19 protein-coding genes, 1 tRNA gene and 1 pseudogene are annotated in these 18,110 nt (G+C 41.8%); 12 read left to right on the plus strand and 9 right to left on the minus strand.

What is annotated here, in order from left to right:
- Positions 1-583: 583 nt before the first annotated feature.
- From ACQY1Y_RS02925 to ACQY1Y_RS02935, 3 genes are all read right to left on the minus strand, one after another.
- Positions 584-4,213 carry a hypothetical protein gene (locus tag ACQY1Y_RS02925; protein WP_430013942.1) on the minus strand — a complete coding sequence of 1,210 codons (3,630 nt, stop codon included), beginning with the start codon at positions 4,211-4,213 and terminating at the stop codon, positions 584-586.
- Positions 4,214-4,278: 65 nt separating this feature from the next.
- The gene (locus ACQY1Y_RS02930) at positions 4,279-4,674 is read right to left on the minus strand and encodes a hypothetical protein (protein WP_103111654.1); all 396 of its coding nucleotides are present in this window, start codon (positions 4,672-4,674) and stop codon (positions 4,279-4,281) included.
- Between the two features lie 26 nt (positions 4,675-4,700).
- A complete protein-coding gene (locus ACQY1Y_RS02935; protein ID WP_430013943.1) occupies positions 4,701-5,123 on the minus strand; it encodes a hypothetical protein in 423 nt (140 codons plus the stop codon).
- Positions 5,124-5,608: 485 nt separating this feature from the next.
- On the opposite strand from ACQY1Y_RS02935, the gene rplS reads away from it, so the two are divergent.
- The 7 genes from rplS to ACQY1Y_RS02970 all read left to right on the plus strand — a co-directional run bounded on the left by rplS (position 5,609) and on the right by ACQY1Y_RS02970 (position 9,383).
- The gene (gene rplS / locus ACQY1Y_RS02940; protein WP_002754314.1) at positions 5,609-5,971 is read left to right on the plus strand and encodes a 50S ribosomal protein L19; all 363 of its coding nucleotides are present in this window, start codon (positions 5,609-5,611) and stop codon (positions 5,969-5,971) included.
- A gap of 101 nt (positions 5,972-6,072) precedes the next feature.
- A tRNA-Trp gene (locus ACQY1Y_RS02945) sits at positions 6,073-6,145 on the plus strand.
- Positions 6,146-6,269: 124 nt separating this feature from the next.
- On the plus strand, positions 6,270-6,506 hold the full coding sequence (gene secE, locus ACQY1Y_RS02950; RefSeq protein WP_002737505.1) for a preprotein translocase subunit SecE: 237 nt from the start codon (positions 6,270-6,272) through the stop codon (positions 6,504-6,506).
- The gene (gene nusG / locus ACQY1Y_RS02955; protein ID WP_002735925.1) at positions 6,503-7,120 is read left to right on the plus strand and encodes a transcription termination/antitermination protein NusG; all 618 of its coding nucleotides are present in this window, start codon (positions 6,503-6,505) and stop codon (positions 7,118-7,120) included. The genes secE and nusG overlap by 4 nt, the downstream gene beginning before the upstream one ends.
- Positions 7,121-7,123: 3 nt before the next feature.
- Complete coding sequence (gene rplK, locus ACQY1Y_RS02960; RefSeq protein ID WP_002735897.1) at positions 7,124-7,549, plus strand: 50S ribosomal protein L11; 426 nt, start codon at positions 7,124-7,126, stop codon at positions 7,547-7,549.
- A 55-nt stretch (positions 7,550-7,604) separates the two neighbouring features.
- A complete protein-coding gene (gene rplA, locus ACQY1Y_RS02965) occupies positions 7,605-8,318 on the plus strand; it encodes a 50S ribosomal protein L1 (RefSeq protein WP_002737132.1) in 714 nt (237 codons plus the stop codon).
- Positions 8,319-8,459: 141 nt separating this feature from the next.
- Positions 8,460-9,383 carry a bifunctional riboflavin kinase/FAD synthetase gene (locus ACQY1Y_RS02970; protein WP_430013944.1) on the plus strand — a complete coding sequence of 308 codons (924 nt, stop codon included), beginning with the start codon at positions 8,460-8,462 and terminating at the stop codon, positions 9,381-9,383.
- Here ACQY1Y_RS02970 and ACQY1Y_RS02975 read toward each other — a convergent pair.
- Complete coding sequence (locus tag ACQY1Y_RS02975) at positions 9,380-9,652, minus strand: hypothetical protein (RefSeq protein WP_036386450.1); 273 nt, start codon at positions 9,650-9,652, stop codon at positions 9,380-9,382. The genes ACQY1Y_RS02970 and ACQY1Y_RS02975 overlap by 4 nt on opposite strands.
- 6 nt (positions 9,653-9,658) lie before the next feature.
- Positions 9,659-10,177, minus strand: a complete 519-nt coding sequence (locus ACQY1Y_RS02980) for a hypothetical protein (RefSeq protein ID WP_430013945.1) — start codon at positions 10,175-10,177, stop codon at positions 9,659-9,661.
- 253 nt (positions 10,178-10,430) lie between these two features.
- Between ACQY1Y_RS02980 and ACQY1Y_RS02985 the strand changes: the two are divergent.
- From ACQY1Y_RS02985 to ACQY1Y_RS02995, 3 genes and pseudogenes are all read left to right on the plus strand, one after another.
- Positions 10,431-10,580: pseudogene (locus ACQY1Y_RS02985) on the plus strand (AAA family ATPase); the annotation flags it as partial.
- A gap of 128 nt (positions 10,581-10,708) precedes the next feature.
- Positions 10,709-10,999 carry a hypothetical protein gene (locus ACQY1Y_RS02990; RefSeq protein ID WP_430013946.1) on the plus strand — a complete coding sequence of 97 codons (291 nt, stop codon included), beginning with the start codon at positions 10,709-10,711 and terminating at the stop codon, positions 10,997-10,999.
- A 271-nt stretch (positions 11,000-11,270) separates the two neighbouring features.
- Positions 11,271-11,834, plus strand: a complete 564-nt coding sequence (locus ACQY1Y_RS02995) for a hypothetical protein (RefSeq protein WP_430013947.1) — start codon at positions 11,271-11,273, stop codon at positions 11,832-11,834.
- Positions 11,835-12,236: 402 nt separating this feature from the next.
- Here ACQY1Y_RS02995 and ACQY1Y_RS03000 read toward each other — a convergent pair whose 3' ends face one another.
- Both ACQY1Y_RS03000 and ACQY1Y_RS03005 read right to left on the minus strand, forming a co-directional pair.
- Complete coding sequence (locus ACQY1Y_RS03000; protein ID WP_016515662.1) at positions 12,237-12,641, minus strand: type II toxin-antitoxin system VapC family toxin; 405 nt, start codon at positions 12,639-12,641, stop codon at positions 12,237-12,239.
- A gap of 6 nt (positions 12,642-12,647) precedes the next feature.
- Positions 12,648-12,944 (minus strand): hypothetical protein, encoded by a 297-nt coding sequence (locus ACQY1Y_RS03005; RefSeq protein ID WP_430013948.1) that lies wholly within the window; start codon positions 12,942-12,944, stop codon positions 12,648-12,650.
- Positions 12,945-13,198: 254 nt separating this feature from the next.
- On the opposite strand from ACQY1Y_RS03005, the gene ACQY1Y_RS03010 reads away from it, so the two are divergent.
- Complete coding sequence (locus ACQY1Y_RS03010) at positions 13,199-13,483, plus strand: hypothetical protein (RefSeq protein WP_002792456.1); 285 nt, start codon at positions 13,199-13,201, stop codon at positions 13,481-13,483.
- Positions 13,476-14,252 carry a class I SAM-dependent methyltransferase gene (locus ACQY1Y_RS03015; protein WP_430013949.1) on the plus strand — a complete coding sequence of 259 codons (777 nt, stop codon included), beginning with the start codon at positions 13,476-13,478 and terminating at the stop codon, positions 14,250-14,252. The genes ACQY1Y_RS03010 and ACQY1Y_RS03015 overlap by 8 nt, the downstream gene beginning before the upstream one ends.
- Here the strand turns inward: ACQY1Y_RS03015 and uvrA are convergent.
- On the minus strand, positions 14,209-17,121 hold the full coding sequence (gene uvrA, locus ACQY1Y_RS03020) for an excinuclease ABC subunit UvrA (protein WP_002776102.1): 2,913 nt from the start codon (positions 17,119-17,121) through the stop codon (positions 14,209-14,211). The genes ACQY1Y_RS03015 and uvrA overlap by 44 nt on opposite strands.
- Positions 17,122-17,218: 97 nt before the next feature.
- A complete protein-coding gene (cysE, locus tag ACQY1Y_RS03025) occupies positions 17,219-17,992 on the minus strand; it encodes a serine O-acetyltransferase (protein ID WP_002754289.1) in 774 nt (257 codons plus the stop codon).
- Positions 17,993-18,110 lie beyond the last annotated feature (118 nt).

The following is an 18,110-nucleotide window of genomic DNA, read 5'->3' on the forward strand; positions in this document are numbered from 1 at the left end:
AGAATTAGGATTGTGCAAATAAACCCGCACCCAATCGCAACTACGCCCCATTAAAGCGTTTAAGTCCTGCATTGTCCTACAATCTTTCTGTATTGTCCTACAACTCTTCTGCATCGCCCTATAATCCTTCTGTATCCTCACAAAGAAGTCTAAACCAAGATTAACGGGATTTTAGGATTAACTGGATTATTTACTTGGAAACTCCTGACAATCTTTTAAGATTGAGCATCCTGAAAATCCTCTAATCCTCAAAATCCTGATACTGACGATTTACCCCCAATCCCATCACACAAACCCCTATCCTCCTCCCTGACACCAGAATTAGGATTGTGCAAATAAACCCGCACCCAATCGCAACTACGCCCCATTAAAGCGTTTAAGTCCTGCATTGTCCTACAATCTTTCTGTATTGTCCTACAACTCTTCTGCATCGCCCTATAATCCTTCTGTATCCTCACAAAGAAGTCTAAACCAAGATTAACGGGATTTTAGGATTAACTGGATTATTTACTTGGAAACTCCTGACAATCTTTTAAGATTGAGCATCCCGAAAATCCTCTAATCCTCAAAATCCTGATACTGACTATTTACCCCCAATCCCATCACACAAACCCCTATCTTCCTCCCTAACACCAGAATTAGGATTGTGCAAATAAGCCCGCACCCAATCGCAACTACGCCCCATTAAAGCATCTAAATCCCAACCATTGCTTCCATTCCACAGTTTAATTGTGTTATCCCAACTACCAGAAGCTAAAGTCTTACCATCGGGGCTAAAACTTACGCTAGTGACAGACCTATCATGCCCAGTGAGAGTATGAATTTCTTTTCCTGTCTCTACATTCCACAGTTTGATTGTCTTATCATCACTACCGGTCGCTAAAGTCTTACCGTCACTGCTAAAATTCACGCTAAAGACAATGCTATTATCCCCAGAGAGAGTGCGGATTGCTTGACCTGTTGACCCATTCCACAGTTTGATTGTCTTATCATCACTACCGGTCGCTAAAGTCTTACCGTCACTGCTAAAATTCACGCTAAAGACACTGCCATTATGCCCTTTTAAAGTGCGGATTGCTTGACCTGTTTCTACATTCCACAGTTTGATGGTCTTGTCACCACTACCGGTCGCTAAAGTCTTACCGTCAGGGCTAAAACTCACACTATAGACATAGCCATTATGCCCAGAGAGAGTACGGATTTCTTGCCCTGTCTCTATATCCCACAATTTGATTGTGTTATCCCAACTACCAGAAGCTAATGTCCTGCCGTCCCTGCTAAAACTCACGCTAGTAACAGGTTTATTATGCCCTTGGAGAGTGCGGATTTCTTGCCCTGTCTCTACATTCCACAGTTTGATAGTCTTGTCATCACTACCGGTCGCTAAAGTCTTCCCATCACTGCTAAAATTTACGCTAAAGACACTGCCATTATGCCCTTTTAAAGTGCGGATTGCTTGACCTGTTGACCCATTCCACAGTTTGATAGTCTTGTCATCACTTCCAGTCGCTAAAGTCTTACCGTTACTGCTAAAACTCACGCTAGAGATAGGTTTATTATGCCCTTTGAAAGTGCGGATTTCTTGCCCTGTCTCTATATTCCACAGTTTGATAGTCTTGTCACCGCTACCAGTCGCTAAAGTTTTACCGTCACTGCTAAAGCTCACGCTTCTGACAAAGCTATTATGCCCAGAGAGAGTGCGGATTTCTTGCCCTGTCTCTATATTCCACAGTTTGATAGTCTTGTCACCGCTACCAGTCGCTAAAGTTTTACCGTCACTGCTAAAGCTCACGCTTCTGACAAAGCTATTATGCCCAGAGAGAGTGCGGATTTCTTGACCCGTCTCTACATTCCACAGTTTGATTGTATTGTCACCACTACTGGTCGCTAAAGTCTTACCGTCTGGGCTAAAACTCACGCTAAAGACACTGCCATTATGCCCTTTGAAAGTGCGGATTTCTTGACCTGTCTCTACATTCCACAGTTTGATTGTCTTGTCATCACTTCCAGAAGCTAATGTTTTACCGTCCCTGCTAAAACTCACGCTATAGACAATGCTATTATGCCCTTTGAAAGTGCGGATTTCTTGACCTGTCTCTACATTCCACAGTTTGATTGTCTTGTCATCACTTCCAGAAGCTAATGTTTTACCGTCCCTGCTAAAACTCACGCTAAAGACACGGCTATTATGCCCTTTGAAAGTGCGGATTTCTTGACCTGTCTCTACATTCCACAGTTTGATTGTCTTGTCATCACTTCCAGAAGCTAATGTTTTACCGTCCCTGCTAAAACTCACGCTAGAGACACGGCTATTATGCCCTTGGAGAGTGCGGATTTCTTTCCCTGTCCGAATATTCCAAAGTTTGATTGTGTTGTCACGACTACCAGAAGCTAATGTCCTGCCGTCCCTGCTAAAACTCACGCTAGTGACACGCATATTATGTCCTAGTAAGCGATTATGTTCACTTTTTCTGTTGAGAAGTTTCTGCAAAGTATTCATTACTACCCTATCATATGCGTGTTGATTTTGCAGGGTTTTACCCGCTTTAATTGCTTCGACGAAAGCTTCCAACTCCTTATGTTCATTAAACAGAGACACAGAAGAAAAGCCGCGAGAGTGTGCTAGATTGAGTTCTGCTTGTTGCGTTTTTTGCCAAGCCATCCAACCTAAACTACTACTAATTATAACCGCTACCAACGAAACCGCCGTAATCCTTCGCGCTGTTCTAATTTTTTCATTTTTTTGTCGTTCAGCTTGACTAATACTCGCCTTAATAAACTCAATCGCCAAAGCCTCTAAATTAGGCAGAGAATTATTCTTTTGAAATTCAACAATTTTAGCTAACTTAGAACCTCCCCAAAGCTCACTACTCGCTTTTACTGCATCTTGCTTCTGTAAATCATCCCACTGTTTTGCATCAGCATATAAACGACTTCTGAGAACAATTATCTCCTCTTTTTCTCGAATTAAATTCTGTAACACTTTCCAAGAACGTAATAACGCCTCATGTGCCACCTCAACCGTTGCTTTCCCGTCTTCTCCCTTACTCACCAAAAGACGATTATCTATCAATTGATAGAGAACCTCCCTTTGCATTTCCTCCTGTTCAAAACTCGATTTATCCGCCCTTCTGCTAACCGCTTCTTTCCCTTCTAAACTAATTAACTCTAGAAAAATTTCCTCTGCTGCTTTCCGTTGCTGTTCATTAAATTGACTATAAATTTTATCCGCTTGTTTTTCTAGCGCACCCGTTACCCCACCAATCTCTTGATAAGTCTTAATATTTAAAATCCGCTCTTGAATATGATCTTTTTCCCACAATAAATCTAATGTATATTGTAACAGAGGTAAAGAGCCAGCCTGTTCATAAAAATCCGCAATAATTTGATTAATTAATCCCTTTTCAAAGATTACCCCATTTCTCGCCGCTGGTTCAGCAATAGCTAATCTTAACTCACTTTCATCCATATCCGTTAACATCTTGCTATACTGATCATGGATTTTTCCTAAACTGGGATAAGGACTTAATTTATCTAAAAAATCCGCCCTTATCGTCATCACAATTTTAACTAAACTATCATTCTTTTCAATTAATTTAATCAAACTTTTAATGAAAATATCTCTTTCCGTATTCGGTGTACGAGTAAATAATTCCTCAAATTGGTCAATAAAAATAAACCATAAATCAGAATTATTTTTTAATCCTTCAACCACCTTAATTAAAGTATCTTCCTTAACAGCTTGTGCTAATTTCGCTTGGTATTGTTTATATCTATTTGCCAAAAGACAACCATAAAAAGACTCAAAGGGATTAACATCAGGAACAAAAGTTAAATTAACCAATTTATTCGCGCCAAAATTATCCTTTAACTTAGGAATTAAACCCGCTTGCACGAGAGAAGACTTACCACTTCCCGACGCACCTAAAAGCAATAAAACATTCTTTTGCTTTAAATAATCGGTTAACTCAACAATCCAATTATCTCGACCAAAAAACCTATCCTTATCATCTACTTCAAACTTCCTTAAACCCAAATAAGGTGAACCCGTAATTAAAGTTTGAGCCTGAATCTCAACTCCTGACTTTTGGGTGATAATATATTGATTGATTACACCCCCACTAATATCACCTGCAATTCCCTTAAATTCACCATCACCAATAAGACCTTTAACATCACCCCCTATTTCTAAATAATAACTTTTATCAGTCATTTTTGCTACCCCAAAATTATTCTTTTCAAGTTAACTTTAAATTACAGTTTTAGAATTAGCACTCTTTAAGGACTTCCTACTAAACCAAACAATTTAGCCAAACCGCCTAAAATCGTTACAATTAAAGCAACTAAAATCCCTCGACTGACAAACTCTTGATTCTCTAAGCGCTTTTCCACGCCATCATTTTTTCCCTCTAGACGCTTCTCAATACCATCAATTTTTCCCTCTAGACGCTTCTCGACACCATCGATTTTTTCCTCCAGACGCTTCTCGACACCATCAATTTTTTCCTCCAGACGCTTCTCGACACCATCGATTTTTTCCTCCAGACGCTTAATTTCACCTTTAACTTCACTAAGTTCAATCTTAATATCAGTAACATCTTTTTGAAGATTATCTAACTTTTGATTGATTTGAATTAGAAAATCTTTAAGTTCTACCTCAACAGTAATTGACATAAATTTCCCTCCTAAATAATCCTCAACTAATTAATGTTCTGACTAATATTTCCACCACTAATATCTCCTGCAATTCCCTTAAAAGTACCATCTCCCACCATTCCTTTAATATCATCACCAACATTAATATTATACTTACCTGCGGCAAATTCTTCAGGTTTTAATTGCTTGAGTAATGCTTCTGCTGTCTTAATAACCTCTGCATCTCTATCAATTTTTGCTTCAAGTAACTCTTCTTTGAGCAGTGTTTTTACCCCCTCTGAATCTGGTTTTTTCTCATGTTTATCGACGATATCACTATCATCTGTTTTCCCTTTTTCTGCAAATTTCTTCTTAATCAACGCTTTTAAACCCTCATAAGCATCCTTAACCGCTGTTCCTGCCGTATCCTTAGCAGCAGCAACCGCACCAGCAGCCAACGCAGCGAGAATTAGAGAAATCGGTTCCATTGCCTGAGACTCCAAATTAGATATTGCTGACTCAATCTTAGATCAAAGCAAAGTATCTGACGCGATTATGGCGCAGGTATTGGGCGCAAATGGCTTGCTCGTCGGGGTTGTTGGCTACTACTATAAGCTGGACGTGGGGGACTTGCTTGGGAATAATATCCCAGCCAGAAAATCGCTCTGTAGAAGAATCAGACCAGCCAGATAGCATATTATCAAAGCGTAAGTCCCTTAGCTGCGGGGACTCTCGAAGGACTTCCCCCTACTTAGGGTGATCAGCACACTTGAGCGATCGGAGGGCGCAGGTTCCTGGCACTTCTACAGTAACGGATTTTGTCCACAATGTAGGGGCGAACTGCGTTCGCCCAAAAGATACATTATCAAAGCGCAAGTCCCTAATCCCGTTTAGAGCATATTTCATTTAGACGAGAAAGGCTGTACTTAAAAAAATATGGTATGATGAGAAATTGTCAGTTTTACGAAAGCCAATGAAAACGGAAGAGATTATCAAATCAATCGAAGCCGAGTATCTCAAGAGCGATCTGCCCATTATCCATGTCGGTGACACGATCCGGGTAGGGGTGCGAATCGTTGAAGGAGATAAAGAGCGGATTCAGCCCTACGAGGGTATTGTCATCGCCAAACGCCATGGCGGTATCAACGAAACGATTACAGTACGCAAAGTCTTCCAGGGTGTGGGAGTAGAAAGAGTTTTCCTGCTCCACTCGCCCCGGGTTGCCAATATCAAGATCATCCGTCGTGGTAAAGTACGCCGGGCGAAACTCTACTACCTGCGCGATCGGGTTGGCAAAGCCACCAGGGTCCAAGAACGTTTCGATCGCCCCCTCTAAAAAATTTCCGGCGACAGCCTAACCAAGAAAGTTGCTTAATCGCCAACAACTACGCTATAATAAATAAAGGCCTTAAAAAAGCCCAATAGTTTAGCGAATGGGCGCTCTTAGTTCAGTTGGTAGAACGCAGGTCTCCAAAACCTGATGTCGGGGGTTCAAGTCCTCCAGGGCGCGTTTGGTAATCACCAAGCCGATAATTGCAAAGGACATGATCTAAATGTCTGGGGGTTAGTGTGGGTTGTCCGGTGAAAATGATAAGTTAAGGATAGCTTGAGTATCATTTTAAGGAGTAGCGATCGTGGCCAAAAAAGAAACCCTAGAAAAAGACGCGAGCGACAAGAAAGAGGGAAGCTCCTTTCAGGTCAAGGAATTCGTCAATGAAACCAAAGAAGAACTCGCCAAAGTCGTCTGGCCTTCCCGTCAGCAACTTTTGAGCGAATCGGCGGCGGTGATGTTAATGGTGACTTTGGTAGCCACTCTCATCTATCTAATCGATAAATTCTTTGCCTGGGGTGCGGGGAAGGTGTTCCCATGAATCTAGAAGAAGAGCAGTTTCCCGAAGAACTCAATCTTAGCGGCCTACCGAAAAAACCCCGTTGGTATGCCGTGCAGGTGGCTTCCGGTTGTGAGAAACGGGTCAAAGCTAATTTGGAACAGCGCATCCACACCCTCGATGTGGCCGATCGCATTCTGCAAGTTCAGATTCCCCAAGCGGCCACCGTCAAAGTCCGCAAGGATGGTTCACGGCAACACGGTGAGGAAAAAGTCTTCCCCGGTTATGTCCTGATCAGAATGATCATGGATGATGACGCTTGGCAGGTGGTCAAAAACACCCCCCACGTGATCAACTTTGTCGGGGCCGAACAAAAACGCCACTACGGACGCGGCCGCGGTCACGTCACCCCGCTACCCTTGAGTATGTCAGAAGTTGATCGCATCTTCAAACAAGCTCAGATTCAAGAACCCGTCGTCAAAATCAATATGGAAGTTGGCGATCAAATCTTGGTTCTATCCGGTCCATTTAAGGACTTTGAAGGGGAAGTGATCGAAGTTAGTCCCGAGCGCGGCAAACTCAAGGCCCTGCTCTCCATTTTTGGTCGGGATACCCCGGTCGAATTGGAATTTAATCAAGTCGAAAAACAAAACTAAACCATGGCTAAAAAAGTCGTCGCAATTATTAAACTAGCTTTACCTGCTGGTAAGGCTAACCCTGCTCCTCCGGTCGGTCCTGCTTTAGGTCAACACGGGGTGAATATTATGGCGTTTTGTAAAGATTACAACGCTAAAACCGCCGATCAGGCTGGGATGATCATCCCTGTGGAAATTTCCGTTTTTGAGGATCGGAGTTTTACCTTTGTCCTCAAAACTCCCCCCGCTTCCGTTCTCATCCGTAAAGCGGCCGGTGTAGAAAGAGGTTCCAACGAACCTAACAAGAAATTTGTCGCCACCATTACCCGCGACCAATTACGCGAAATCGCCCAGACTAAAATGCCCGATCTTAACGCTAACGACATCGAAGCGGCCATGAATATTGTGGCAGGAACGGCCAGAAATATGGGTGTCAAGATCTCAGACTAAATCTTATTACGGGGAGAAGTTAAGCTTCGTTATTACCCAAGGAGCAACAAATCAGATGGTAAAAAAAGTTTCACGACGTTTGCGAGATGCCCAGGCTAAGGTAGAAAATAAAGCCTACGAGCCATTAGAGGCACTAACATTATTAAAGGAATTAGCGACGGCGAAATTCGACGAAACCGCCGAAGCTCATATTCGTTTAGGTATCGATCCTAAATATACCGACCAACAACTGCGGACAACGGTAAGTTTACCCAAAGGAACCGGACGCACGGTGCGGGTAGCGGTGATTACTCGCGGGGAACAGGTGCAGGAAGCGAACAATGCTGGGGCCGATATCGTTGGTTCAGAAGAATTAATCGAAGAAATCGCCAAGGGGATGATGGATTTCGAGGTGTTAATCGCCACCCCCGATATGATGCCGAAAGTGGCTAAATTAGGTCGTCAACTCGGTCCACGGGGTTTAATGCCCTCACCGAAAGGGGGAACCGTAACCACGGATTTAACGGGGGCAATCTCTGAGTTTAAAGCGGGTAAATTAGAATTCCGGGCTGATCGCACCGGGATCGTTCACGTTCAATTTGGTAAAGCTTCTTTTAGTGCTGAGGATCTGTTAGTTAATTTGAAAGCTTTACAGGAAACGGTGGACAGAAACCGTCCTTCCGGGGCAAAAGGTCGTTACTGGCGCACAGTTTACGTTTCTTCCTCCATGGGGCCATCGATTCAAGTGGATATTAGCTCCCTGCGGGATCTGAAATTAGCCGAAGGTTAATGACAGTTATTTTTCTTTGAAAAAGCCTCCAAGGGATTGGGGGCCTTTTTTGGCTTGATCGCCCGATTGATATAAAATCAAAAGGCTACACTCAAGATTAATCGCTTGAATTATTCTCTTGTATCTGTTCTTAAAGCCAGCGTGTGGATTGTAGATTCCCCTAATACCCGTATTTTAGCCCCTAGTGCGATCGCTCTTGGTAACTTTGATGGTTTGCACCTAGGTCATCAAACCGTCCTACAGCCAATTTTTCAGGATGAACCCGCTTATCCCACCGTTGTTAGTTTTACTCCCCACCCGCGGGAATTTTTTACGGGGGAAAAATGGCAGTTATTAACTCCTCTAGGGGAAAAGGTAGAGGTTTTAGAGAATTTAGGCGTTAAACAATTAGTTTTACTGCCTTTCTCTGCTCAATTAGCTTCCCTGACTCCCTTGGCTTTTATCGAACAGATTTTAGTAGCAAAATTACAGGCTAAATCGATCAGTGTTGGTCAAGATTTTCGCTTCGGTTATCGTCGTCAAGGTACAGCGGAAGATTTATTACAGATCGCCTCTCAATTTAACATTAAAGTCGAGATTGTTGCTTTAAAAAACTGTGGGACGGGTCGAATTAGTAGTTCCCTAATTCGTCAAGCTTTGGCAGCAGGAAACGTTGAGCAAGCCGGACAAATGTTAGGTCGTCCCTATAGTTTAACCGGTCGCGTGGTCGTCGGGCAACAACTGGGCAGAACATTAGGTTTTCATACCGCTAATCTACAGGTTCCTCCCGATAAATTATTGCCGCGACTGGGGGTTTATTGCGGTTGGGTGCATCTCGATGGTTCTCGCTTACCAGCAGTTATGAATATCGGTTATCGTCCCACGATCGAGGGAAAAACTATCAGTGTGGAAATCCATTTATTGGATTGGTCGGGCAATGTATATGATCGTATTTTAACGATGGATTTAGTGCAATTCCTGCGACCAGAACAGAAATTTAATTCTCTCGATCGATTAAAAAATCAGATCGAGATAGACTGCGATCGCTCTCGGTTAATTTTAACTTCTGTAACCGACAACTTCTAATATTTTTGATATTCTCTTTCTACTTTACCCACCGCTTTCAATAAAGGAGAATCGAGGGGATCGATCCAATCAGCTACTTCTCGCGCTAATCCTAGGGTAACAATGCCTTGAGACGGTGGTAATTGACCAGCTAAAGCCTGACTTTTGATGGTTTTTAGGACAGAAATTAAACCCTCAATCCGAGTCGATCTTTCTGTTTTCGGCATCTGTTCGGCCACGGTAATAGCTTGGTCAATTGATTGAATTAATTCCCTCATGTTCGTTTCCATAATATTCTAGCGACAGGAAAGAGATGTAACCGTTATTGCTCGCCCCTCTCCCCATTGTATATTGGCATCTCGCGAGTCTTTAATAAAAGTTTGCTGACCACCACCGGGATAACAATCAGCCGGATTCTGGGGGGCGACAATTCCTTGATAAACCGTTGTTCCCGCAGGTAAAGTCACCGATACTACTTTGGTCGCTTGATTGGGAGGATTCCACTTTTGATCGAGGGCTAAATTTCTGATCACCTCCACATTGGTGGTATATTGATCCGTGGTTAGAAAACGACCTTTTTTGTAATTTTCGTCACTATAATAACGGAAAAAAGTCTGGGGTTTTTCTAGGGTAACTGCCTGACATTCACTATTGCGAAAAGTGATGGCAAGATCTGGAGGGAGTGGACAGGAAGGAGCCTGATCTTGAGCCAATATTTTCCGAGAATTGAAAGTCAAATTTTCGGGTAAACTATTGGTTAATGTACTGGCAGCGATTCCTAAAACAAGACTAAAAACGAGTGAACTGGCTTTCATCTTCACTGATTAAGAGAAATTCTTCTCGATTTTACCGTACTGAACCGACTTAAAATCTTGATTTCGCCCACTGGCAACAATTCTTAACTAATTTTCTCCATGATCCCAACCCTAACCCTGATTAGCTCCCTAGCAGAAAATTTCCCGCCATTGTCTGTCAACTTTCCTCGCTAGTGTGGGCAAATTGGGAAAAGAATCGTTAAGATAAAAAAAATTAACATTAATCTTCTTGACAAGATACCCCATCTGTACTATGAGAGACGCTATTGATATTTTGATGGAAAATTTGAGCCAGAGCATCGTCGGCCAAACCGAATCGATTCGCATTGTGCTGGTGGCCTTACTCAGTGGTGGCCACGCTCTCCTGGAAGATGTACCCGGAGTTGGCAAAACCCTCTTAGCTGACAGGGGGACAAGCAAGCTGAAAAGCTTATGTAGCACGGAATACAGATACGGACTCCAAAAAAAGATAAGTCATATTTACCATATATGACCTAAATAACGAAAATGATAAGTGAACTATACCAGAAAGTGTTAGAAAATGAACTGGGACGAGCCAGATATCTACTGTTGTTAATGATAGTTGGAACCTTGCAAATACTAAAGCAAGCTAAGTTAGAGATATTAGCAGAAGCACTGCCAATACCAATCCTGTTTGAGAGTCGGAGAAAAAAACTAAAAAGATTTTTAAAACTGGAAATTCTGAATATTGAAAAAAATCTGGTTTCTCTGCTTAAAAGAGATGTTAAAACAGCAGGAGAGATTCACAATAAAAGGATTAGTATATATTGCCATAGACCGAACGAGTTGGGGAGCAATTAATATCTTGATGGTGAGTCTAATTTATGACAAGAGAGCCATCCCAATCTATTGGGAGATATTGGATAAAAAAGGAAGTAGTAATCTCGAAGAACAGCAGCGAGTATTGGGGAAAATATTGACGGTGCTATCAGGTCATAAAATCCTGGTGTTAGGAGATAGAGAATTTTGCTCGGTCAGTCTTGGAAAGTAGCTTCAGAAGCAGAGTTTATACTTTTGCTTAAGACAAAAACAAAGTACAAGTGTCAAGACAAAAGAAGGAATTTATCAAGAAATGAGAGAGTTAGGTTTAAGTCCAGGAACTCAACTATTTTTGAATGATGTCAATATTACAAAAGAGCAGGGATTTGTCCAGTTTAACTTAGCTGGTAAGTGGAAAAAAAACTATGGGGGTTTTCAAACAAAAGAACCTTGGTATATTCTGACAAATTTTGGAGATTTAGAGACGGCAATAATTGCCTATCAAAAAAGATTTGATATTGAGGAGATGTTCCGAGATTTTAAGTCGGGAGGCTATAGCTTAGAAGGTTCTCAATTAGCACCGCAATACTTATCAAAGCTGATAATTGTTATAGCTATCGCCTATACAAGTGCCACACTACAAGGTAAAAAAATTAAGGATATGGGAATCCAAAAATATGTCACAAGACCTGAAAAAAGATATAAAGGTCAACGCAGACACAGCAGTTTTTATGTGGGTCAACATCTCTATCATTGGCTCCAGCTACATCAAATGTTCCCAAAAAATATAGAAGAGCTAATGCAAATTAGCCGCTATCGGTTGAAGGATTACATCAAAGGACAAAGAGCGATATCGCTTGCCCTATCTACCTTCTAGCTCGCTTGTCCCCATCTCAGGCTTCCTCCCACTTTCCTGCTGCTAGTAAGTTATGAAGAAAATAGTAATTTTCTTTCGTTGTTGCCATGATATAGCGCACCTAAATGAAATGTAAAAACCCTCCGTTTGCCGTCTTGCTACACTTGACTTCTAGAGCCTACCCGTTCACAAATCAATTAGGCGCACTATATATGGACTCCTTATCTTTATATTTGTTCTGATCACTTACAATATCTCAGTTAAACGACAATTCAGAAGCGGGTGCGGCAGGACTCGAACCTGCGACTCGCTGCCTAGAAGTGCGATCGCCGATCTCGTAGGGTGCGTTAACATAGTGTAACGCACCCCTTTACTGACTCAAGCTGTTAAAATATGTCGGATGACTTAAAGATTGTGTTCAATTTATAACTCTACCCAATTCTCTAAACTTAATCCTTCAACCCTCAATAAATCACTGTCATTAGAAACAACAATTAAACTTTTAACTATAGCAGTAGCAGCAATTAAAATATCTTCTGTTTGTATGGGTAATCCTCTTAATCTAAGATGAGCATGAATTTCGGCTGCTTTTTCTAAAATAGCTAAATCATCTAATAAAATAATTTGATAATCCTGACAAAGTTGGTTAAATCTTTCTCTTTGTTTAGGTGCAGCAACTGCCAAAAATCCCCTCTTAATTTCAAAATAAGTAATGCAACTGATAAAGATACTTTTTCTTTGAGCTTTGACATCTTCAATTTTTTGATAAATTTCAAGATTACGCTTAATGATCAAAGAGACGATATTAGTATCTAACAAATAACTCATAATTATCTATTTACGCTTAATTGCTTCATCGAAAATAGCCATTTGTTCAGGAGTAAAATCGCCGCCAATTTTTGACAGGATTTCTGTGGACATAATAAAGCTACAATGCTCTTTCAATTCCGCCTCTGACATAGTGTTAAATTCATCAAAAGGTAAATTTTTTTCAAATAATTCAACCAAATGTTTCACTATTTCTGAATAATTAAGCTCCTCTTTAAAGAAAGGACGGTCTTCCATTAAAATAGAAACAACTTGCTCAACTCTCTTAATCATTGATTTTTGTCTGACATCAGTTGATAACATATTTATGCCTCCAGTAAATTTTCAATAATATTTATCAACTGCCAATATATCAAGTTTCTCGTGGTTATGCAACATCGTGAGTTCGATCTCGAAGAGAAGAGATCGGCGTAACGGTGTCTTGAGTGGGATGTATCACCATTCTCATCGGATGGTGGTTTCTGCGATGTCGAACCTGTTTGGGGTGAAGATGTCTTTATGGTTAAAAGACCCCAGGGGACGCACCTTGTCAGACGAGGACATATCACACTATCCTTATGATAGTAGTAACCTTAGCCGAAACCATGAAAACAATTAGTTTTAAAACCCATGTAGGAGAAGATGGAACATTACAAATATCTTTACCGCCTGAACTTAAAACTACAGATTTAGAAGTTACCTTAGTTTATCAGCCAATATCTCTAAAAGAAAAAGAAGAAAAAACTACATTTAGCCAATGGCAAGAAGGCTTTTTTGAAGAAGTAATTGGCGGTTGGGAAGGTGAATTATTAGTAAGAGAAAAACAGCCAGATTATGAGGAAAGAGCGATCGAGAATGATTAAGGATAAAAATCAGCAAACCTATAGAGACCCTAGTATTGTCGGTTATTATGCCCAATTAACCGCGCTACAGCCGGCAGAAAAGACAATTTTAACCCTGCTGCAGGAGCGTTTATCAACGATGAAAATGCTTGATTTAGGGGTAGGTGCGGGACGGACTACGAAGTATTTTGCCCCTCTTGTGGGAGAATATATCGGGGTTGATTATTCTGCGGAAATGATCGCCGCTTGTCGTCAAAAATTCCCCCATTTAGTCTGGCAAGTGGCCGATGCTAGAAATCTAGAACAATTTGCGGATAATTATTTTGATTTTATTCTCTTTAGTTTTAATGGCATTGATTATATTTCCCCTGCTGACCGTTTTCTAGTTTTAGAGGAAATTAGCCGCATCGGTAAAGCGGGCGGTTATTTTTGTTTTTCTAGTCATAATCTTCAGGGAATTATCCCAGAATTCGATTGGAAAAAAAAGATTAGTTTCAATCCTTTTAGTAGCTATGTCAATTTAGTCATCTGGGTGATTTTGCGGGCCTGTAATCCCTCTCTTAGCTACGAACAGTTATTGACTGCTGACTATGCAATTATTCGGGATGAACCCCATAATTTTCGTCTGCAAAATTATTACGCCACCCCCAAAGAACAATTAAGACAGTTAAGGTCTTACTTTCAAGAGATTAAAATTTATTCTTGGAAAACCGGTCAGGAAATTAACAGCGAACAAGAGTTAAATACTAATCTTGATCATTGGCTTTATTATCTCTGTGTTCTTCCCTAATATTATCCCGCTTTTTTGGGGGATATTGAAGTAATGCTTGGGCAAGATAATGACCAGTGTAGGATCTTTCACATTTAGCCACGGTTTCCGGTGTTCCCACCGCGATTAATTCTCCTCCCTTGTCCCCTCCTTCCGGTCCCAAATCAATAATCCAATCGCTACAGCGAATCACGTCGAGATTATGTTCGATGACGATAATCGAATTACCTTTATCGACCAATCTTTGTAACACATCTAAGAGATGATGCACATCATAAAAAGATAAACCCGTAGTCGGTTCATCAATCAAATATAGAGTTTTTCCCGTGGCCCGTCGGGATAATTCGGCCGCTAATTTCACCCTTTGTGCTTCCCCACCGGATAAAGTGGGAGCGCTTTGGCCAAGTTTACAGTATCCTAAACCCACATCCACGAGAGTTTGTAATCTGGTGGTGGCCCGGGGGACATTTTCAAAGACTTTTAATGCTTCCTCGATCGTCATATCTAAGACATCGGCGATCGAATAACCTTTATACTTAACCTGTAGGGTTTCCCGATTATAACGCGCCCCTTTACACACATCACACTGCACATAGACATCGGGGAGAAAATTCATCTCGATGACGTTTACCCCTTGGCCTAAACAAGCTTCACAGCGTCCTCCCTTAACATTAAAAGAAAACTGCCCCGCTTTGTAACCCCTAGCTTTTGCTTCGATGGTTTCGGTGAAAATCTCGCGAATAATGTCAAAAACCCCCGTATAGGTGGCAGGATTAGACCGAGGGGTGCGTCCTATCGGTGATTGGTCAATGACAATTACTTTATCAACCGCGTCCAATCCTTCCACTTTCTCTAATTCTTTGGGGAAGGGAGTTAAACGGGTTAAATGATGTTGTAAAGCTGGATATAATAACTCATTAATTAGGGTGGATTTGCCTGAACCAGATACTCCTGTAATCGAGACTAATTTTCCTAAAGGAATCGTTACATCAATATTTCTTAGGTTATTCTGATGGCAATTTTTTAAAACTAAAGCGTTACCATTTCCCACTCTTCTTTGGGGGGGAGTTTCAATAACTTTGCGTCCCGATAGGTAGGCTCCTGTTATCGATTTTTTCGACTTTAAAAGGGTTTTAAAACTGCCTTGACAGATGATTTCTCCGCCATGAATGCCGGCTTTTGGACCGATATCGACCACATAATCGGCTGCCCGAATCGTTTCTTCATCGTGTTCGACGACGATTAAAGTATTACCTAAATCTCGCAATCTTTGCAGGGTTTCTAACAGTTTACTATTATCTCTTTGGTGTAATCCGATGCTAGGTTCATCGAGAACGTATAATACTCCTGTTAATCCCGAACCAATTTGAGTAGCTAATCGAATTCGTTGGGATTCTCCCCCAGATAAGGTCATCGCTGGTCGATCGAGGGTAAGATAATCTAATCCCACATCGATTAAAAATTGTAGTCTCGCTTTGATTTCTTTGAGAGCTAATTCTCCAATTAATGCTTGTCTTGGGGTTAAATGACAATCATTAATTCTCTGCAAACAATCCCGAATCGGAACTCCGGTAAAATCCGTGACCGTATATTCTCCCAAACGTACTGATAAAGCTTCCGGTTTTAATCTTTTTCCGTGACAAACTTCACAGGTTTGGTTAACAATATATTTTTCTAGTCTTTGTTTAATAACTTCCGAGGTGGTTTCTTGATAATTTCTATCTAAGATATTGATAACTCCGGCAAATTCTCGATAGTAACCGCGACCAGTATCGTAACGGTAATCATCTTCAAAATAGATCGGTTCTTTACTCCCATAGAGAATGATATCCTGCTGGGTTTTTGTTAGTTTCTGCCAAGGAGTTTGAATTTCAAAACCTAAAGCTTGCCCTAAACCGTAGAGGAGAGAAAGATAGTAGGAATTATCCTTATCTGACCAGGGGGCAATAGCAGAATAAACCGGCTGTTTTGGGTCTGGAATGACTAAATCTGCCGAAAATTTCCGTAAACTGCCCAATCCGTGACAGTTGGGACAAGCACCATAGGGAGAATTAAAAGAGAATAAACGGGGGGATAATTCCTCCATAACTGCCCCGTGTTCGGGACAGGCAAATTTTTCAGAAAAGACAATTTCTTTGGTAACTTCGGGATTATCTTCGTTATTTTCATCGAGAATTTCCACAATCGCTACACCGTCGGAATGCTTTAAACAAGTGGTTAAAGAATCCACTAATCTTTCCTGTAAACCCTCTTTTTTGATCAGGCGATCTATAACAATTTCGATATCATGAAGATGTTTTTTATCTAACTCGATGCCCTCGGATAATTCTACTACCTTGCCGTCAATCCGCACCCGGGCAAAGCCTTGGGAGGCCAAACTAGAGATTAATTGCTTATGGGTGCCTTTTTTGCCGCGAATTACTGGAGCTAAGATTTGAAAACGGGTTTTATCGGCTAATTCCATCACTCGATCGCACATTTGATCGATGGTTTGGGGGGCAATATTGCGATCGCAATGGGGACAATGGGGTTCACCGGCACGACCGAACAATAAACGCAAGTAATCGTAAATTTCCGTTACAGTTCCCACACTAGAACGGGGATTGTGGGAAGTGGATTTTTGGTCAATGGAAATAGCCGGACTTAAACCCTCGATCGCATCCACATCGGGTTTATCCAATTGTCCCAAAAATTGACGCGCGTAGGCGCTGAGGGATTCCACATAGCGGCGCTGTCCCTCGGCAAAAATAGTGTCGAAAGCGAGGGAAGATTTGCCCGATCCCGAAACTCCCGTAAAAACAATCAACTGATTGCGGGGTAATTCGAGATCAACATTTTTGAGATTGTGTTGTCGGGCGCCACGAATACGGATTGAGTCAGTTTGAGCCATCGGACGGTGCCAAGTAGTCCTAAACAATCATAGCCTTGACGAATGGGTTTCAGCTACTAAAAAACCAGTCTTCTATCATATCAGAAGATTATCGGGGTTAAACCGCTCTTTCGAGAAACTCGCGCAGATCTCGATCGGCCCCAGGACCACAGCTAGGACTCGCTTCTTCTTCTAAATGGGCTAAAACTGGGCAATTAATCCGATAATCTGGTTCTTTTGACCGTTCTAGCTGCAATTCGTACACTTGTTTTTCCAGTTGTTCAATACGGTCCACCAAAGCGCGAATAGCCACCGCTTCCGAGTCGAGTAAATCACCGTGTTCGAGGGGTTCCACCCGCGTCCCAGCGCGATAGATTAAACGACCGGGTACACCAACAACGGTACAATCGGCGGGAATATCCCGCAGAACCACAGAACCAGCGCCGACGCGAACGTTATTACCCAGATAAATATTACCTAAAACCTTAGCCCCAGCGCCGACGACCACATTTTCCCCTAGAGTCGGGTGACGTTTACCGCTTTCTTTCCCCGTCCCTCCTAAAGTAACTCCTTGATAGATGAGGGCATAATCACCGACAATGGCGGTTTCTCCGATGACCACTCCCATGCCATGGTCGATAAAAACACCCTGACCAATTTGGGCGCCGGGGTGAATTTCAATACCAGTCAGAAAACGGGCAAGATGGGAAATTAAACGGGGAATAAAGGGAATCCCGATGTGATATAGCCAATGGGCGAAGCGATGGCACAGTAAAGCCTGTAATCCAGGATAACAAAACATTACCTCTAACCAGTTGCGGGCAGCGGGGTCACGTTCAAAAATGATCTTGAAATCGGCTAGGAGAATAGATAACACGAGTCTTGATTCCATATTGATCGAGCTTATACTAATCCATGTTATCACTCCGGTAAATGAGCCGTTCAACTAAAAAGCGATCGAATAACCCGTTTTCCTAGTTCGCTTTTACTGTCCTTGGCCAAATTTTGAA

The sequence above is a fragment of the Microcystis ichthyoblabe FBCC-A1114 genome (assembly GCF_050500245.1).
GTDB classification, from domain to species: domain Bacteria; phylum Cyanobacteriota; class Cyanobacteriia; order Cyanobacteriales; family Microcystaceae; genus Microcystis; species Microcystis ichthyoblabe_A.

Bases quoted from the DNA above. Each gene is read 5' to 3' on its own strand.
- ACQY1Y_RS02995 (WP_430013947.1), top strand. From the start codon at position 11,271: ATGAGAGAGTTAGGTTTAAGTCCAGGAACTCAACTATTTTTGAATGAT.
- ACQY1Y_RS02935 (WP_430013943.1), bottom strand. From the start codon at position 5,123: ATGGAACCGATTTCTCTAATTCTCGCTGCGTTGGCTGCTGGTGCGGTT.
- ACQY1Y_RS02925 (WP_430013942.1), bottom strand. From the start codon at position 4,213: ATGACTGATAAAAGTTATTATTTAGAAATAGGGGGTGATGTTAAAGGT.
- ACQY1Y_RS02980 (WP_430013945.1), bottom strand. From the start codon at position 10,177: ATGAAAGCCAGTTCACTCGTTTTTAGTCTTGTTTTAGGAATCGCTGCC.
- rplK (WP_002735897.1), top strand. From the start codon at position 7,124: ATGGCTAAAAAAGTCGTCGCAATTATTAAACTAGCTTTACCTGCTGGT.
- rplA (WP_002737132.1), top strand. From the start codon at position 7,605: ATGGTAAAAAAAGTTTCACGACGTTTGCGAGATGCCCAGGCTAAGGTA.
- ACQY1Y_RS03000 (WP_016515662.1), bottom strand. From the start codon at position 12,641: ATGAGTTATTTGTTAGATACTAATATCGTCTCTTTGATCATTAAGCGT.
- rplS (WP_002754314.1), top strand. From the start codon at position 5,609: ATGAAAACGGAAGAGATTATCAAATCAATCGAAGCCGAGTATCTCAAG.
- nusG (WP_002735925.1), top strand. From the start codon at position 6,503: ATGAATCTAGAAGAAGAGCAGTTTCCCGAAGAACTCAATCTTAGCGGC.
- ACQY1Y_RS02975 (WP_036386450.1), bottom strand. From the start codon at position 9,652: ATGGAAACGAACATGAGGGAATTAATTCAATCAATTGACCAAGCTATT.
- cysE (WP_002754289.1), bottom strand. From the start codon at position 17,992: ATGGAATCAAGACTCGTGTTATCTATTCTCCTAGCCGATTTCAAGATC.
- ACQY1Y_RS02930 (WP_103111654.1), bottom strand. From the start codon at position 4,674: ATGTCAATTACTGTTGAGGTAGAACTTAAAGATTTTCTAATTCAAATC.
- ACQY1Y_RS03005 (WP_430013948.1), bottom strand. From the start codon at position 12,944: ATGTTATCAACTGATGTCAGACAAAAATCAATGATTAAGAGAGTTGAG.
- ACQY1Y_RS03010 (WP_002792456.1), top strand. From the start codon at position 13,199: ATGATAGTAGTAACCTTAGCCGAAACCATGAAAACAATTAGTTTTAAA.
- uvrA (WP_002776102.1), bottom strand. From the start codon at position 17,121: ATGGCTCAAACTGACTCAATCCGTATTCGTGGCGCCCGACAACACAAT.
- ACQY1Y_RS03015 (WP_430013949.1), top strand. From the start codon at position 13,476: ATGATTAAGGATAAAAATCAGCAAACCTATAGAGACCCTAGTATTGTC.